Source organism: Aeromonas piscicola (genome assembly GCF_000820005.1).
Taxonomy (GTDB): domain Bacteria; phylum Pseudomonadota; class Gammaproteobacteria; order Enterobacterales; family Aeromonadaceae; genus Aeromonas; species Aeromonas piscicola.
Genome location: NZ_CDBL01000005.1, coordinates 578 through 15,124 on the forward strand (window position 1 = coordinate 578; position 14,547 = coordinate 15,124).

General features: G+C 60.9%; 14 protein-coding genes and 1 riboswitch. Of the genes, 7 read left to right on the forward strand and 7 right to left on the reverse strand.

The genetic code is table 11. From position 1 onward, the window contains the following. Positions 1-1,096: ABC transporter permease family protein (locus tag BN1128_RS00670; RefSeq protein WP_042865659.1), on the reverse strand; the 1,096-nt coding region annotated here is incomplete at its 3' end. Continuing rightward, complete coding sequence (gene thiB, locus BN1128_RS00675) at positions 1,093-2,073, reverse strand: thiamine ABC transporter substrate binding subunit (protein ID WP_042865715.1); 981 nt, start codon at positions 2,071-2,073, stop codon at positions 1,093-1,095. The genes thiB and BN1128_RS00670, both read right to left, overlap by 4 nt. Positions 2,074-2,127: 54 nt before the next feature. Continuing rightward, a riboswitch (TPP riboswitch) is annotated at positions 2,128-2,218 on the reverse strand. A gap of 92 nt (positions 2,219-2,310) precedes the next feature. Here thiB and BN1128_RS00680 point away from each other — a divergent pair. Beyond that, the gene (locus tag BN1128_RS00680; RefSeq protein WP_042865660.1) at positions 2,311-2,601 is read left to right on the forward strand and encodes a PilZ domain-containing protein; all 291 of its coding nucleotides are present in this window, start codon (positions 2,311-2,313) and stop codon (positions 2,599-2,601) included. Positions 2,602-2,684: 83 nt separating this feature from the next. Here BN1128_RS00680 and BN1128_RS00685 read toward each other — a convergent pair whose 3' ends face one another. The 5 genes from BN1128_RS00685 to leuA form a co-directional block, all read right to left on the reverse strand. After that, positions 2,685-3,614 (reverse strand): transglutaminase-like domain-containing protein, encoded by a 930-nt coding sequence (locus tag BN1128_RS00685; RefSeq protein WP_042865662.1) that lies wholly within the window; start codon positions 3,612-3,614, stop codon positions 2,685-2,687. Between the two features lie 193 nt (positions 3,615-3,807). Beyond that, positions 3,808-4,407 (reverse strand): 3-isopropylmalate dehydratase small subunit, encoded by a 600-nt coding sequence (gene leuD, locus BN1128_RS00690; protein WP_042865663.1) that lies wholly within the window; start codon positions 4,405-4,407, stop codon positions 3,808-3,810. A 12-nt stretch (positions 4,408-4,419) separates the two neighbouring features. Next, entirely contained in the window at positions 4,420-5,817 is a 1,398-nt protein-coding gene (gene leuC / locus BN1128_RS00695) for a 3-isopropylmalate dehydratase large subunit (RefSeq protein ID WP_042865664.1), read from the reverse strand. Positions 5,818-5,850: 33 nt separating this feature from the next. Next, the gene (leuB, locus tag BN1128_RS00700; protein ID WP_042865665.1) at positions 5,851-6,936 is read right to left on the reverse strand and encodes a 3-isopropylmalate dehydrogenase; all 1,086 of its coding nucleotides are present in this window, start codon (positions 6,934-6,936) and stop codon (positions 5,851-5,853) included. Positions 6,937-6,938: 2 nt separating this feature from the next. Then, positions 6,939-8,513, reverse strand: a complete 1,575-nt coding sequence (gene leuA, locus BN1128_RS00705) for a 2-isopropylmalate synthase (protein WP_042865666.1) — start codon at positions 8,511-8,513, stop codon at positions 6,939-6,941. 407 nt (positions 8,514-8,920) lie between these two features. On the opposite strand from leuA, the gene BN1128_RS00710 reads away from it, so the two are divergent. The 6 genes from BN1128_RS00710 (at position 8,921) to ilvN (ending at position 14,163) form a co-directional block, all read left to right on the forward strand. Next, entirely contained in the window at positions 8,921-9,544 is a 624-nt protein-coding gene (locus BN1128_RS00710; RefSeq protein WP_042865668.1) for a TetR/AcrR family transcriptional regulator, read from the forward strand. 127 nt (positions 9,545-9,671) lie between these two features. After that, positions 9,672-10,175 (forward strand): phosphatase PAP2 family protein, encoded by a 504-nt coding sequence (locus BN1128_RS00715; protein ID WP_042865669.1) that lies wholly within the window; start codon positions 9,672-9,674, stop codon positions 10,173-10,175. After that, on the forward strand, positions 10,172-11,281 hold the full coding sequence (locus BN1128_RS00720; protein ID WP_042865670.1) for an MJ1255/VC2487 family glycosyltransferase: 1,110 nt from the start codon (positions 10,172-10,174) through the stop codon (positions 11,279-11,281). Before BN1128_RS00715 ends, BN1128_RS00720 begins: the two co-directional genes overlap by 4 nt. Positions 11,282-11,317: 36 nt before the next feature. Further along, the gene (locus BN1128_RS25110; RefSeq protein WP_010673158.1) at positions 11,318-11,470 is read left to right on the forward strand and encodes a hypothetical protein; all 153 of its coding nucleotides are present in this window, start codon (positions 11,318-11,320) and stop codon (positions 11,468-11,470) included. A 388-nt stretch (positions 11,471-11,858) separates the two neighbouring features. Continuing rightward, positions 11,859-13,577 (forward strand): acetolactate synthase 3 large subunit, encoded by a 1,719-nt coding sequence (locus BN1128_RS00725; protein WP_042865671.1) that lies wholly within the window; start codon positions 11,859-11,861, stop codon positions 13,575-13,577. A gap of 91 nt (positions 13,578-13,668) precedes the next feature. Then, the gene (gene ilvN, locus BN1128_RS00730; protein WP_040097800.1) at positions 13,669-14,163 is read left to right on the forward strand and encodes an acetolactate synthase small subunit; all 495 of its coding nucleotides are present in this window, start codon (positions 13,669-13,671) and stop codon (positions 14,161-14,163) included. The last annotated feature ends 384 nt before the right edge of the window (positions 14,164-14,547 follow it).

A 14,547-nucleotide genomic window follows, 5' to 3' on the forward strand; every position in this document is an offset into this window, starting at 1 on the left:
CCCGCCGCTGGCGGGTGCGAACCTTGAGATGACGGCTGGTGAGCAGCAGGCCGCTGCCGAGCAGGGTGGCAAGGGTACCCGCCGCCAGCGCGATCAGCAGCGACTGGCCGCTGGCCTGCCACAGCTGCGCCGAGGCCAGCGCCGTCAGCAGGCCGGGATTGAAACCGGCCACCAGGATTGCCAGCTGGGGGGGCAGGAAGACGGCGAGCCCGGTGCAGAGCGCCACGGCATCCACCAGCACGGTCCCCGGTTGATGGCGATCCGGTCGCAGACAGGGGCGATGACTGCTGATCCGGCTGGCTGGTGTGGTCTGCAGCTTGTGTTGCAGCAGGAGCAGAGTGGCGGTCAGGATCAGCTGCACCAGCGCCAGGCCGCCGGCGGTGGCAAGGTCAAAATCAAAGCGCAGCGCCTGATAGACGGCCACCTCCAGCGTGGTGGACCTGGGTCCGCCCCCCAGCGCCAGCACAGTGGTGAAGCTGGTGAAGCAGAGCATGAAGATGAGGCTGGCAAGCCCCGGCAGTATGCCGCGAAGGAGCGGCCACTCCAGCAGCCGGAAAATATGGGAAGAGCGCATGCCCAGCTGACTGGCGAGACGCCAGCTCGATTCGGGGATGCTCTCTATGCTCTGCAGCATGAGGCGCGCCGCCAGCGGCATGTTGAAGAAGACGTGGGCCAGCAGTATGCCGAACAGGCCGTACAGGTAATTGCCGGGATCCAGCCCCAAGCCGCGCAGCAGCTGCGACAGCCAACCCTGTTTGCCGTGAACCGCCACTATGCCGAAGATGGCAATGATGACCGGCAGCACCAGGGAGAGCCCAAACAGCTTGAGCAGCAGGCGTCGACCGATGAAGCGGCGCCGCGCCAGCGCTCTTGCCACCGGAATGGCTACACCTAAGCTCAGCAGGGTGGAGAGCAGCGCCTGCCCCAGGCTGAAGCCCAGCACATGGCGCAGATAGGGATCGGCCAGCAGGGTGCGGGGGGCCAGCGAACCGGCCTGCCACAGCAGGGCGACGAGCGGCCCCAGGGACAACAGCAGGATCAACAGGGTGGCTGCGCTACCCGGCAGCCACCAGAGGGGACGAACCTTGGTGCTCACTGGGTGACGGCTTGCAGCCACTCGCGGATCCAGTTCTTGCGATTGGCGGCCACCTCATCGCTGGTGAAACTCAGCGGCTTGCTGACTGTGATCATCTGCTCGAAGCCCTTGGGCAGCGGCGCATCTGTCACCGGATACATCCAGTTGCCGGCTGGGATCTCCTGCTGGAAGGCGGGGCTTATCATGAACTGCAGAAACTGGTCGGCCAGCTTGCCTTGTTTGGCGCTTTTCAGCTTGGCGGCCACTTCCACCTGACGGTAGTGCCCCTCTTCGAAGGCGGCGGCCTGATATTGGGGCTTGTTCTCGGCGATCAGGTGATAGGCGGGGGAGCTGGTGTAGGAGAGCACCATGTCCGCTTCCCCATCGAGGAACATGCCATAGGCTTCGGACCAGCCCTTGGTGACTGTGACCGTCTTCTTGGCAAGCTCGGTCCAGGCGGCAGGCGCCTGATCGCCATAGACGGACTTCATCCACAGCATCAGTCCCTGACCTGGGGTAGAGGTGCGCGGATCCTGATAGATCACCTTGAGATCCTGGCGTTCTACCAGCTCTTTCAGGCTCTTGGGGGGCGTTTTAAGTTTGTCCTTGTTGTAGACGAAGGCGAAGTAGCCGTAGTCATAGGGAACGAAGGTGTCATCCTGCCAGCCGCCCGGCACCTTGATGCCATCGAGCTTGGTAGTGTGCGGGGCGAACAGGCCGCTCTGCTTGGCTTCGCTGATGAGGGCATCATCCAGCCCCAGCACCAGATCGGCCTTGCTGTGTTTGCCTTCCAGCCGCAGCCGGTTGAGGATGGCGACGCCGTCTTCCAGCGCCACAAGATTGAGGTTGCAACCGCACTCTTTCTCGAACGCCTGCTTGATCTTGGGACCGGGTCCCCATTCGGCGGTGAAGGAGCTGTAGGTATAGACGGTGAGGGTATCGGCCGCGAAGGCCTGGGTACTGAGCAGGCCGGTGGCAACCAGCAGCAGGGTTTTCATCAAGTGGCACTCCCTGTTAATGATGAGGTGCCAGCGGATGAGGGCGCAAAAAATGAGCGCCATGCCTCAAATTCCTCCGCCAGCATTATCTGGATCAGGTACACGGGTATAATCTCAGCGGTAAACCGCACCCCGTTTGAGAAACGAACCGCATTGTATTAACGTTCTTGGGGGGAGGCCAGCACAATTGTTCCTGCGGGCCATCGAGATGGCTTCGGCATAACAGAGGATGTTCGCGTGATCACCAGTACCAAGGAAAGACGCGCCTTCCAGCGCATGATAATCAACGCCCCCGTCACCGTCGTCCAGCAACAGCAGGTGCTGGAGGGGAGCTGTCGGGATCTCAGCGCCAATGGCATGGGGATCGCCGTCGCCGAGCATCAGCTCGATGTCAGCCAGCCCATCCGGGTCAGTCTGGCTACCAACAACAACCTGCTGCCGCCGTTCGAGGCCCAGGCCCGCATCATTCGGGTGCTGGAAGAGGAAGAGTGCCTGCTGCTGGCCATCGAGTTTCAATCCCAGGCCTGAGCCAACAACAGAACCCACCGTCTACCACAGGCCAGCACCTCGCTGGCCTGTGTCATTTTGGGTTTTGTCATTTGGCCCGAGTGTCACTCCCTGGCCTGCACCGGCTGAACGCTCAACTGCTTGCTATCAACCAGCGTCTGGCTGGTTGATGCGATCCGGCCCATGGCAAACTGACCCGGGCCGGTCGGCTCCATCAACAGATAGGTTTCTCCCTCCCAGCTCAGGGTCGCCTCACCTGGCTTGGCCGGCAGGGCCACCCCCAGCAGGGCATGACCCGGCACGAACACCATGGCCTGTCTCAGCTCGGGAAAGAGCTGGGCCAGCATGGCCGCCATCAGGGTCACCTTGCTGTCGCAATCCCCCCGGTTCTGTTCCAGCACCTGGCGTGGGCTGAGGAAGCCCTTGCCCGAGCGTCCCGACTGGCTGTCGAGCAGTTGATAGGGGATGGCCTGAATGAAGCCGAGCATATGGGCCACCGTCTTCTGGCGGGCCTCCGTCTCTGTGGTGCCCGCCTGTTTGAGCTGTTCGGCCAGCGGGGCCAGCTCGGTCCGACTCTCCAGCGCAATGCGCACATGATCCTGCTTGATGGCCGGCACGCCATCGGGCGGGGTGAAGGGCTGGAAGTAGTGTTGCTTGAGCCACTCGGATTCCAGCTTGTCACGTTGCTGGGTGAGCCAGGCCAGTGCCTCCCTGGCTTTGTCCTGATTGCGGCTCTTCAGGTGCAGCTTCATGTCGGGGCGGGAGAGGGCGATCTGCACCTCGGGGAATTCGGTGGCGGCTTGTTGCAACAGGCTCTGCAACACGTCCTCCTGCATGCGGGCCGGCCGATAGGCGATGAGCGGCGGCAACTTGCCCGACTCCAGCCGGTAGGTGAGCTGCTGCGCCTTGCCATCCTTGTCCTGCCAGCCGACGTTGAGCTGACCGCCGTGGCTGTTGAAATAGGTCTGCCCGGCACTGGCCGGGAGCGCGAACCACAGGTAGCAGAGCAGGAGGATGCCGCTCGTTCTCTTCATCAGGGTTTCCTCTCTGTGGCGCCGTGATGGCCAGCTATGTGCGGCCGGCGGCGTGGCCGGACAATAAAACAGGGAGCCAAGGCTCCCTGTTGATTCTACTCGTTTTATTGCCGCTGGCGCGTCAAATCCAGCTCGGTTCTCTTGCACTGTCTCGAAGGCGCCGAGGGCGGCCGTGAGCTTGTGAGGGGCCCGCTTAGATCCAGCTCGGCTGCTTGGCTTCGAAGGCGCTGATGGCCGCCTCGTGCTGCAGGGTCAGGCCGATGGCATCCAGCCCGTTGAGCAGGCAGTAACGGCGAAATTCGTCGATCTCGAAGCTGAAGCTGAGCTCACCGGCACGCACCTGGTTGGCCTCCAGATCCACCTCGATCTGTAAGCCGGGGTGGGCGGCAACCAGCTGGAACAGCGCCTCCACCTCTTCCTCTTTCAGGCGCACCGGCACCAGACCGTTGTTGATGGCGTTGCCGTAGAAGATGTCGGCAAAGCTCGGCGCTATCAGGGTCTTGAAGCCATAGTCCGCCAGCGCCCAGGGGGCGTGCTCGCGGCTCGAGCCGCAACCGAAGTTTTCCCGTGCCAGCAAGATACTGGCGCCGGCATAGCGCGGCTGGTTGAGCACGAACGCCGGGTTGGGTTGCAGGCCGGCATCATCCAGGAAGCGCCAGTCGTTAAACAGGTGCTTGCCAAAGCCGATGCGGTTCACCTTCTGCAAAAACTGCTTGGGAATGATGGCATCGGTGTCGACGTTGGCGCTGTCGAGGGGGACGACGATCCCCTTGTGTTGCTTGAAACCTGTCATGTTAACTCCCTCTTACAGTGCGCGAATGTCGGCGAAGCGGCCGGTGATGGCGGCGGCGGCGGCCATGGCCGGGCTCACCAGATGGGTGCGGCCGGCACGGCCCTGGCGCCCTTCGAAGTTGCGGTTGCTGGTGGAGGCGCAGCGCTCTCCCGGTTGCAGCCGGTCATTGTTCATGGCCAGACACATGGAGCAGCCGGGCAGGCGCCACTCAAAGCCTGCCTCGAGGAAGATCTTGTCCAGCCCCTCGGCCTCTGCCTGGGCCTTGACCTGCTCTGAGCCAGGCACCACCAGCGCCTGTACCCCGGCGGCCACCTTGCGGCCACGGGCGATGGCGGCAGCGGCGCGCAGATCCTCGATGCGGCTGTTGGTACAGGAACCGATGAACACCTTGTCGATGGCGACATCGGTGAGCTTCTGGCCCGGCAGCAAGTCCATGTAGGCCAGCGCCTTGCGGGCGGACTGCTGCTCCATCGGATCGGCGAAGGATTCCGGTGCCGGGATAGGCTCATTGACGGCGATCACTTGACCCGGGTTGGTACCCCAGGTCACCTGCGGTGCTATGTCGGCGGCGTCGAGGATTACTTCTGCATCGAAGCGGGCGCCTTCGTCGCTCTTGAGGCTCTGCCAGTAGGCGATGGCCTGCTCCAGCGCCTCACCCTTGGGGGCGAACTCCTTGCCGCGAATGTAGTCGATGGTGGTCTGGTCGGGAGCTATCATGCCCGCCTTGGCACCCAGCTCGATGGCCATGTTGCACACAGTCATCCGTCCTTCCATGGAGAGGCCCGCAATGGCCTCGCCAGCGAATTCCACCACGTAGCCGGTACCACCGGCATGGCCGACCTTGCCTATGATGGCCAGCACCACGTCCTTGGCGCTGATGCCAGCGCTCAGCTTGCCGTTGACCGAGATGCGCATGGTTTTTGCGCGGCCCTGTTTCAGGGTCTGGGTGGCCATCACGTGCTCCACCTCCGAGGTGCCGATGCCGAAGGCCAGGGACCCGAAGGCACCGTGTGTGGCGGTGTGGGAGTCGCCGCAGACTATGGTGGTGCCGGGCAATGTGATGCCGAGCTCGGGGCCCATCACATGGACTATGCCCTGGTATTTGTGGTTCAGATCGTAGAGGCGAACCCCGAACTCCTTGCAGTTGTCGGCGAGCGTCTCCATCTGGATGCGGGCCATCTCGCCGGAGGCGGCTATGTCCTTGGTGGTGGTGGAGACGTTGTGATCCATGGTGGCCCAGGTCAGATCCGGGCGGCGCAGCTGGCGGTTCATGGCGCGCAGGCCGTCGAATGCCTGCGGGCTGGTCACTTCGTGCACCAGGTGACGATCGATGTAGATGAGTGGCGTTTCGCCAGCCACTTCACGCACTACATGGGCGTCGAATACTTTCTGATAGAGGGTCTTGGCCATTGCTTCTCTCTTCCTTGTTATCTGTTGTGCGGCTCAGATCCGGGCGGCGATCTGGCTGCCCATCTCGGACGTGCTCTGCACCGGATGGCGGGCGCTGGCCTGATGCAGGTCGGCGGTGAAGTAACCCTCGGCCAGGGTCTGGGCCACGGCCTGCTCGATGGCTTGGGCGGCGGCTTCCTGCCCCAGGCTGTAGCGCAGCATCAGGGCGGCGGAGAGGATCTGGGCTATGGGGTTGGCAATACCCTTGCCGGCGATGTCCGGCGCCGAGCCACCGGCCGGTTCGAACAGGCCAAAACCCGCTTCGTTCAGGCTGGCGGAGGGGAGCAGTCCCATGGAGCCGGTGATCATGGCGCACTCGTCGGAGAGGATATCGCCAAACAGGTTGGAGCAAAGCAGCACGTCGAACTGGGACGGATCCTTGATGAGCTGCATGGTGGCGTTGTCTATGTACATGTGATTCAGCGCCACATCCGGGTAGGACTTGGCGACTTGCGTCACCACCTCGCGCCACAGGATGGAGGAGGCGAGCACGTTGGCCTTGTCGATGGAGGTGACCTTGGCTTTGCGTACCCGGGCCGACTCGAACGCAATCTTGGCGATGCGCTCGATCTCGAAGCGATGGTACACCTCAGTATCGAACGCCTTCTCGTTCGCCCCTTCACCTTCACGCCCCTTGGGTTGGCCGAAGTAGATACCGCCGGTCAGCTCCCGCACGCAGGCGATGTCAAAGCCGCGATCCGAGATGTCGGCGCGCAGCGGGGAGAACTGCTCCAGACCTGTGTAGATGCGGGCCGGACGCAGGTTGCAGAACAGCTTGAAGTGGGCACGCAGGGGCAGCAGGGCGCCGCGCTCCGGCTGATCGTTCGGCGGCAGGTGCTCCCACTTGGGGCCGCCGACCGAGCCGAACAGCACGGCATCGGCCGCTTCACAGCCCTTGATGGTGCTCTGTGGCAGGGGAGTGCCGTGGTTGTCGATGGCGATGCCGCCGACGTCGTGGCGATCATACTCGAAGGCTAAGCCGAACTTGGCCTGCACCTTTTCCAGCACCTTGATGGCCTCGGCCATCACTTCCGGTCCTATGCCGTCACCCGGCAACACTGCGATCCGATAACTGCTCATACTCACACACTCTCCGTATTGATCTTGTCTGTTTTTGTGACGTTGCGTTCCATCTGTTCGGCTACCTGATCGGCGCGCCAGATGCTGTTGATCACGTGGATCAACGCCTGGGCCGAGGACTCTATGATGTCGGTGGCCAGGCCCATGCCGTGGAATTTGCGGCCCTTGTATTCGGCGACGATGTCGACCTGGCCGAGGGCATTCTTGCCTTCGCCCTTGCCCTTGAGTTCGTATTTATCGATGCGGATCTCGTAGCCGGTGATGCGGTTGATGCACTGGTAGACAGCATCCACCGGGCCATTGCCGGTGGCCGCTTCGCTGATGGTCTCCTGACCCACCTTCAATTTCACCGAGGCCGTGGCCAGCACAGAGCTGCCGCTCTGGACCCCGAGATACTCCAGCTTGAAGTGCTCGGGCTCTTCGTGGATTTGGCTGAAGAAGGCCAGCGCTTCGAGGTCGTAGTCGAACACCTGTCCCTTCTTGTCGGCCAGGGTCAGGAACTTGCCGTACAGGTCGTCGAGATCGTAACTGCTCTCGGCGTAGCCCATGGACTCCATTCTGTGCTTGATGACGTGGCGACCGGAGCGGGAGGTCATGTTGAGGTTGTTCTGGGTCAGGCCGATGCTCTCCGGGGTGATGATCTCGTAGGTGTTCTTCGCCTTGAGCACGCCGTCCTGATGAATGCCGGAGCTGTGGGAGAAGGCGTTGGCACCGACGATGGCCTTGTTGGGCTGCACCGGCATGTTGCAGAGCTGGCTGACCAGGGCGCTGGTACGATGAATTTCACTGTGGCGGATGTTGGTGTGCACCCCGAGCAGATCGGCGCGGGTTTTCAGTATCATCGCCACCTCTTCCAGCGAGCAGTTGCCGGCTCGCTCACCTATGCCGTTGATGGTGCACTCGATCTGGCGGGCCCCCATCTGCACGGCGCCGATGGAGTTGGCTACCGAGAGACCGAGATCGTCGTGGCAGTGCACCGAGATGATGGCCTGATCTATGTTCGGTACCCGGTTGAACAGGGTCTGGATGATGCCGGAGAACTCGGTCGGCACCGTGTAGCCGACGGTATCCGGGATATTGATGGTGCGGGCGCCCGCCTTGATGGCGGCCTCGACCATGCGGCAGAGATTATCAATCGGGGTGCGCCCCGCATCCTCGCAGGAGAACTCCACATCGTCTGTGTAGCGGCGGGCATGCTTGATGGCACTGATGCCCATCTCCAGCACATCCTCGAAGCTCTTTTTGAGCTTGCTCTCCACATGGATGGAGGAGGTGGAGATGAAGGTGTGGATGCGAAAGGCCTCTGCGACCCGCAGGGCTTCGCTGGCGGCATCTATGTCCTTGGGCAGGGCGCGGGCCAGGGCGCAGACCCGGCTGTTCTTGATGTGGCGGGCTATGGTCTGCACCGATTGAAAATCACCGGGGGAGGAGACAGGGAATCCCACCTCCATGATGTCGACACCGAGCCGCTCCAGCGCCTGGGCTATCTGCAGCTTCTCCTTGACTGTCAAACTGGCCGCCAGGGCCTGCTCACCATCACGCAAGGTGGTGTCGAATATGATGACCCTATCTGACATGTGACTTCCCTCTTCCTAAGTTCGGTAACGTGCATCCTGCGGCGGCATAAAAAAACCCGTGCAGGGTGCACGGGTTTTTGTAAATTCCGGCTATGCCTGAGCCCGGCTACAAGGATCCCGCGCGACTGGTCGCGATTAGGGAAAGTAGTAGTAGCGGAGCGGCAATAGGCATGATGACTCAATCCTTCCAGTCGATAACGCTTTTACCAATATCGAGATTTTTATGCTGTGTCAACCCGGACTCACAGGTTCAATCCGCTGGTTTATTTAATCGGATTGTAAAGGAGTGCAAATTTACTTGTCCCATATTCGGCCCTTGCCCGATTATCTGGTCATTCCTGCTGTACTCGATCACCTGCGCAATCAGATCGACTTATCAGTTTTTGCTGAATTATCTGAGGTATTCAATGGAAAAACGTAGACCTGGTCGTCCGGTCGGGCGTTCTGACATTCGTGACAAGTTGCTTTCCGCTGCTCGTGAGCGTTTTCTCAATACGCCCTACAGCAAGGTCACTACCCGCGAGATCGCCGAGCTGGCTGGCTCCAATCTGGCGATGATCCATTACTACTTCGGCAGTAAAGAGGGCCTCTACAAGGCGGTGCTGGGCGATGTCGCCGAGCCGCTGGACCAGGCCTGGCATGATGAGACCGGCAATCGCAGCCTCAATGATCTGCTCAACACCTACTATCAGGTGATGGCTCCCAACAGCGAACTGACCTCCGCCATCTCCAGCGCATTATCGACCGAGAAGAGCCCGGGTCGGGATTTTGTGCTGAATCGTCTGCTGGAGCGCCAACTGCCCCAGTTCGATGCCTTGCTGGAGTCCATGAAGAACAACGGTGAACTGGGTGACAACCTGGATCCCGAGATGTTGAAGATCTCCTTCCTCAGCATGATGTGGCAACCGTTCGTGATGAAGGATCTCTACGAGCAGGTGTTCGGCCTGACAGTGGATGAGCACTTCATGGCTCGTCTGGCGGATCACAACTGCCGGCTGATGGAGAGTGGCCTGCGCGGCACCCTGAACTGATCATTTGCCACGCTTGTCGTAAAAAAGGGCCATTCGGCCCTTTTTTTCATCAATCTGTTATCTGACCGTCAACCAAGTGTCACCTCGCCGCCCTAGTCTGCACTGAGACTTCAGGGAAGGAGGGGTTATGAACAAGATCCAACAATGGGACCTGCAGGTGTGCCGCATCTGCCTGCTCCATGCCTACAACCGGCCGCAGGCCAGGATCAGCCGACTCATCTCCCGCACCGGTGACGGCCCACTCTACGCCGTGCTGGCCGCCCTGCTCTGGTGGCAGGGGGAGGCGGAACGTGAGCTGGTGGGGGTTGCCCTGCTTGCCTTTGCCATCGAACTGCCGCTCTATCTGCTGCTCAAGAACGCGCTGAAACGCCAGCGGCCGGTGGGCTTGCCGGTCTTCATCACCCCCTCGGATCGTTACAGTCTGCCCTCCGGCCATACCGCAGCTGCCTTCCTGATGGCGACCGTGCTGGCCGCCAGCTTCCCGCTCTGGGCGCCCCTGCTGTTTGTCTGGGCCGCGCTGGTGGGGGCGTCACGCCTGCTGCTCGGGGTGCACTACCTGAGCGATCTGGTGGCCGGTGCCCTGCTCGGTGGTGGCTGCGCCCTGCTGGCGCTCAGCTGGAGTCAGGGATGAGGATTCTGTTCGGGGTTCAGGGTACAGGCAACGGTCACATCAGCCGCAGCCGCACTTTGGCGCGGGCCCTGTGCGCCCGTGGGCTTGAGGTCGACTACCTGTTCAGCGGTCGCCCCGCCGACGGCTATTTCGAGATGGCCGAGTTTGGCGATTATCGTACCTTTGCCGGCATCACCTTCGTCAGCCACGAAGGTGCCGTCTCGGGCTGGCGTACCCTCAAGGGGCTCTCGCCCCTGCGCTTCTGGCGGGACATGCGGGCCCTGGATTGCCGCGATTATGACCTGGTGATCAGCGACTTCGAACCGCTCAGCGCCCATGCCGCACGTCGCTGGGGCAAACCCAGCCTCACCATCAGTCATCAGGCCAGCTTCGACTGGCCGATCCCGCGCTGGGGCGAGAGCGGCTTCAACCGCCAGCTGATGCGCCATTTTGCCCCGGTCCGCCAGTCTCTCGGACTGCACTGGTTTCACTTCGGCCAGCCGCTGCTGCCGCCCATCATAGATCCCATCGCCCAAGCACCCGACAATCAGCAGATCCTGGTCTATCTGCCGTTTGAGCAGACCGAGGCCATCGCCGCCCTGTTGTCACGCTTCAATCAGCAGCGCTTCGTCTGTTTTCACCCGGCCATTCGCAGCGCCAGCCAGTGGCGCAACATAGTGTTCGAGCCGCAGGCGCGGGAAAGCTTCAAGCAGGTGCTGGCCGGCTGTCGCGGAGTCATCACCAACGGCGGCTTCGAACTGGCCTCAGAGGCGTTGACGCTCGGCAAGAAGCTGCTGGTCAAGCCGTTGGGGGGCCAATTCGAGCAGCTGACCAACGCCAAGACACTGGAGTTGATGGGGCTGGCCCGGCTGATGGATGCGCTCGATGCCAATGCGGTGCGGGCCTGGCTGGATGCCTCGGCCCCGGGCCAGATCCTCTATCCCGATGTGGCGGGCGAACTGGCGGGCTGGCTGGCGGACGGGGCAAAGGAGAGCGTGGCCCAGCTCTCGCGCCGGCTGTGGGCTCGCACCCTGTTTCCGGAAGAGGTGTGTGATCGCTTGAGCGAGCTGGAAGGCGGATGCCCGTTAAACAGCAGTTGGTTATCGCAAGTGAGCGCCTTTGACTAGACTGAAAGCGATCCCACCAAGGAGAGGACGGACACCATGCGCTTTACCAATGAAAACGGCGATACCATGACCCTGGCAGACAACCTGACCCTGCACGAATTGCTGGATATGGGGGTCAGCATCTCAGTCTGTGAAGAGACGGACCCGGATCAGCAGATCTGGCTGGCAGAGCCGGAAGACGAACAGTAAGTCTGTGCTCTGTTCGACGGCCCGCCCCATGGGGCGGGCTATTTTTTCCAGATTGCCTCGTTGTGACAGCATGATCCGCTAGCCAGTCCCCCATCTTCCCCGCATTGTTCCCACCCGTTTCACCAAGTCACTGAATGTTAATAGCTGTTTGAAATTTATGACTGTTATGGTCAGACAAAGCCGTGGACAAGCGTTCACAAGCGGGTTAAGTTGGTTTTTCACCCGCTTTGCGGGTGAATGATGGAAAAAACCTATTTTTCTACTATCGACGGCACCGAACTCGCCTGGCCCGTATTCAGACAACAACAAGACACGGACCGGCGCTGCCGGGAAGCAGCGGACTGTCGATAGCTTTCGCTTAACGGAGCAAAGCCTGGAGGGCTTTATCATGGAGATGTTATCAGGCGCCCAGATGGTGGTTAGAGCGCTGGAAGATCAGGGAGTTGAGCACGTTTTCGGCTACCCTGGTGGCTCAGTGCTCGACATCTATGACGCTCTCTTTGAAAACGGCAAGATGGAGCATGTCCTGGTGCGGCACGAGCAAGCCGCTGTGCACATGGCGGACGGTTACGCCCGCTCCACCGGCAAGGTGGGCACTGTGCTGGTGACCTCGGGTCCCGGCGCCACCAACTGCATCACGGGGATCGCGACTGCCTACATGGACTCCATCCCTCTGGTGATCCTGTCCGGCCAGGTGCCGACCAGCATGATCGGGGAGGATGCGTTCCAGGAGACCGACATGATCGGCATCTCCCGTCCTGTGGTGAAGCACAGCTTCCTGTGCAAGAAAGCCAGCGACATTCCCGAGGCCATCAAGAAGGCCTACTACATAGCCGCCAGCGGCCGCCCGGGGCCCGTGGTGGTGGATCTGCCCAAAGACGTGCAGAACCCGAAAGAGAAATTTCCCTATCAGTATCCCGAGTCCGTCTCGCTGCGCTCCTACAATCCGACCAAGGCCGGACACAAGGGCCAGATCAAGCGGGCTGCCAAGTTGCTGGTGGAGGCGCAGCGCCCCGTCATGTACGTGGGTGGCGGCGCCATCAATGCCAGTGCGGATCATCTGGTGACCAAGCTGGCTGAGTTGCTGAACCTGCCGGTAACCACCACCCTGATGGGGTTGGGGGCCTTCTCCGGCACCCATCCTCAGTTCATCGGCATGCTGGGGATGCACGGCACCTTCGAAGCGAACAAGACAATGCACAACGCGGATCTCATCTTCGCCGTGGGTGCCCGCTTCGATGACCGCGTGACCAACAACGTGGCCAAGTTCTGTCCCAACGCCACCATAGTCCACATCGACATAGATCCCACCTCGATCTCCAAGACGGTGCAGGCCCATGTGCCCATCGTCGGCTCGGTGGAAACCGTGCTGGAGCAGATGCTGGAAGTGATCCGCGAGTGTGGCTTCGACAACGACAAGCAGGCGTTGGCGGACTGGTGGAGCCAGATCGCCCAGTGGCGCTCCCGTAATTGTCTGGCTTATGAAACCCATCCCACCCTGATCAAGCCGCAGCAGGTCATAGAGGCGCTTTACAAGGTGACCAAGGGGGAGGCCTTCGTCGCCTCCGACGTGGGCCAGCATCAGATGTTTGCTGCGCTCTACTACCCCTTTGCCAAGCCGCGCCAGTGGATCAATTCGGGTGGCCTCGGCACCATGGGTTTTGGCATTCCGGCCGCCATGGGCGCCCAGTTTGCCAACCCGGATGCCGTGGTCTGCTGCGTCACTGGTGACGGCTCGGTACAGATGAACATCCAGGAACTCTCCACCTGTTTGCAGTACGGTGTGCCCATCAAGATCATCTCCATCAACAACCGCGCCCTCGGCATGGTCAAGCAGTGGCAGAAGATGTTCTACGGCGGCCGCCACAGCCACTCCTACATGGAGTCCCTGCCGGACTTCGTCAAACTGGCGGAAGCCTACGGCCACGTCGGTATCGCGGTGAGCGATCCGGCGGAGCTCGAGAGTGCCATGGAGAAGGCCTTCGCCATGAAGGATCGGCTGGTGTTCATGGATATCTCGGTCGATCCGGATGAGCACGTCTACCCGATGCAGATCAAGTTTGGTGCCATGGACGAGATGTGGCTGAGCAAGACGGAGAGGACCTGACAATGGGACACATTATTTCGGTCGTACTCATGGAGCTCAAGTTTGGTTCCATCAATGACGAGATGTGGCTGAACAAGACGGAGAGAACCTGATGAGACATATTATTTCCGTTCTGTTGGAAAACGAATCCGGCGCCCTGAGTCGAGTGGTAGGTCTCTTCTCCCAGCGCGGCTACAACATCGAGACCCTGACGGTAGCGCCTACCGAGGATCCTACCCTGTCGCGCATGACAATCGTCACCATGGGTGACGAGCGGGTGCTGGAGCAGATCCAGAAGCAGTTGCACAAGCTGGTGGACGTGCTCAAGGTGTGCGATCTCAGCGAGGGTGAGCATATCGAGCGGGAGATAGCCCTGATCAAGGCCCGTGCCGCCGGTGGCGCTCGCGACGAGCTGAAGCGGCTGGCGGACATCTTCCGTGGCCAGATCGTCGATGTGACCCCGGAGCAGTACACGGTACAGCTGGTGGGCACCAGCGAGAAGCTGGACGCCTTCATCAAGACCGCGGCCCAGACCAACGAGATCATCGAGGTGGTGCGCTCGGGGGTTTGTGGCATTTCCCGGGCGGACAAGGCACTGCGTCCCTGATTGTTCCGCCGATAAGACTGTTATTCCAAAAGGGCTCTGCGGAGCCCTTTTTTCATTGGAGCAAGCTGAGCCAGGGGGAAGTGCGAGTCTGTCATTTTCTTTCAAATGATCAGTAAACTATCCACAAAAGCTGTGGAAAACTCTGTAGATTAGCGGTGTGTCTAGCGTTAGTTAGCTGATCTTAAAGGGGTATTTGGATCTGATCTCTGCTGGGGTGCAATTGTGCAATCCACTTTGGCGGGTGTGAGTGTTTGCTTATCCTCTCTCCCTTGCCAGGCAGGCGCTGGCGATGAGGATTGGGATCCGGTCAGGATCCTGATTTGATCTTGCGGATCAACATGTCGCCCGTCCGCCATAAAAAAACCCGCCTCTCGGCGGGGTTTT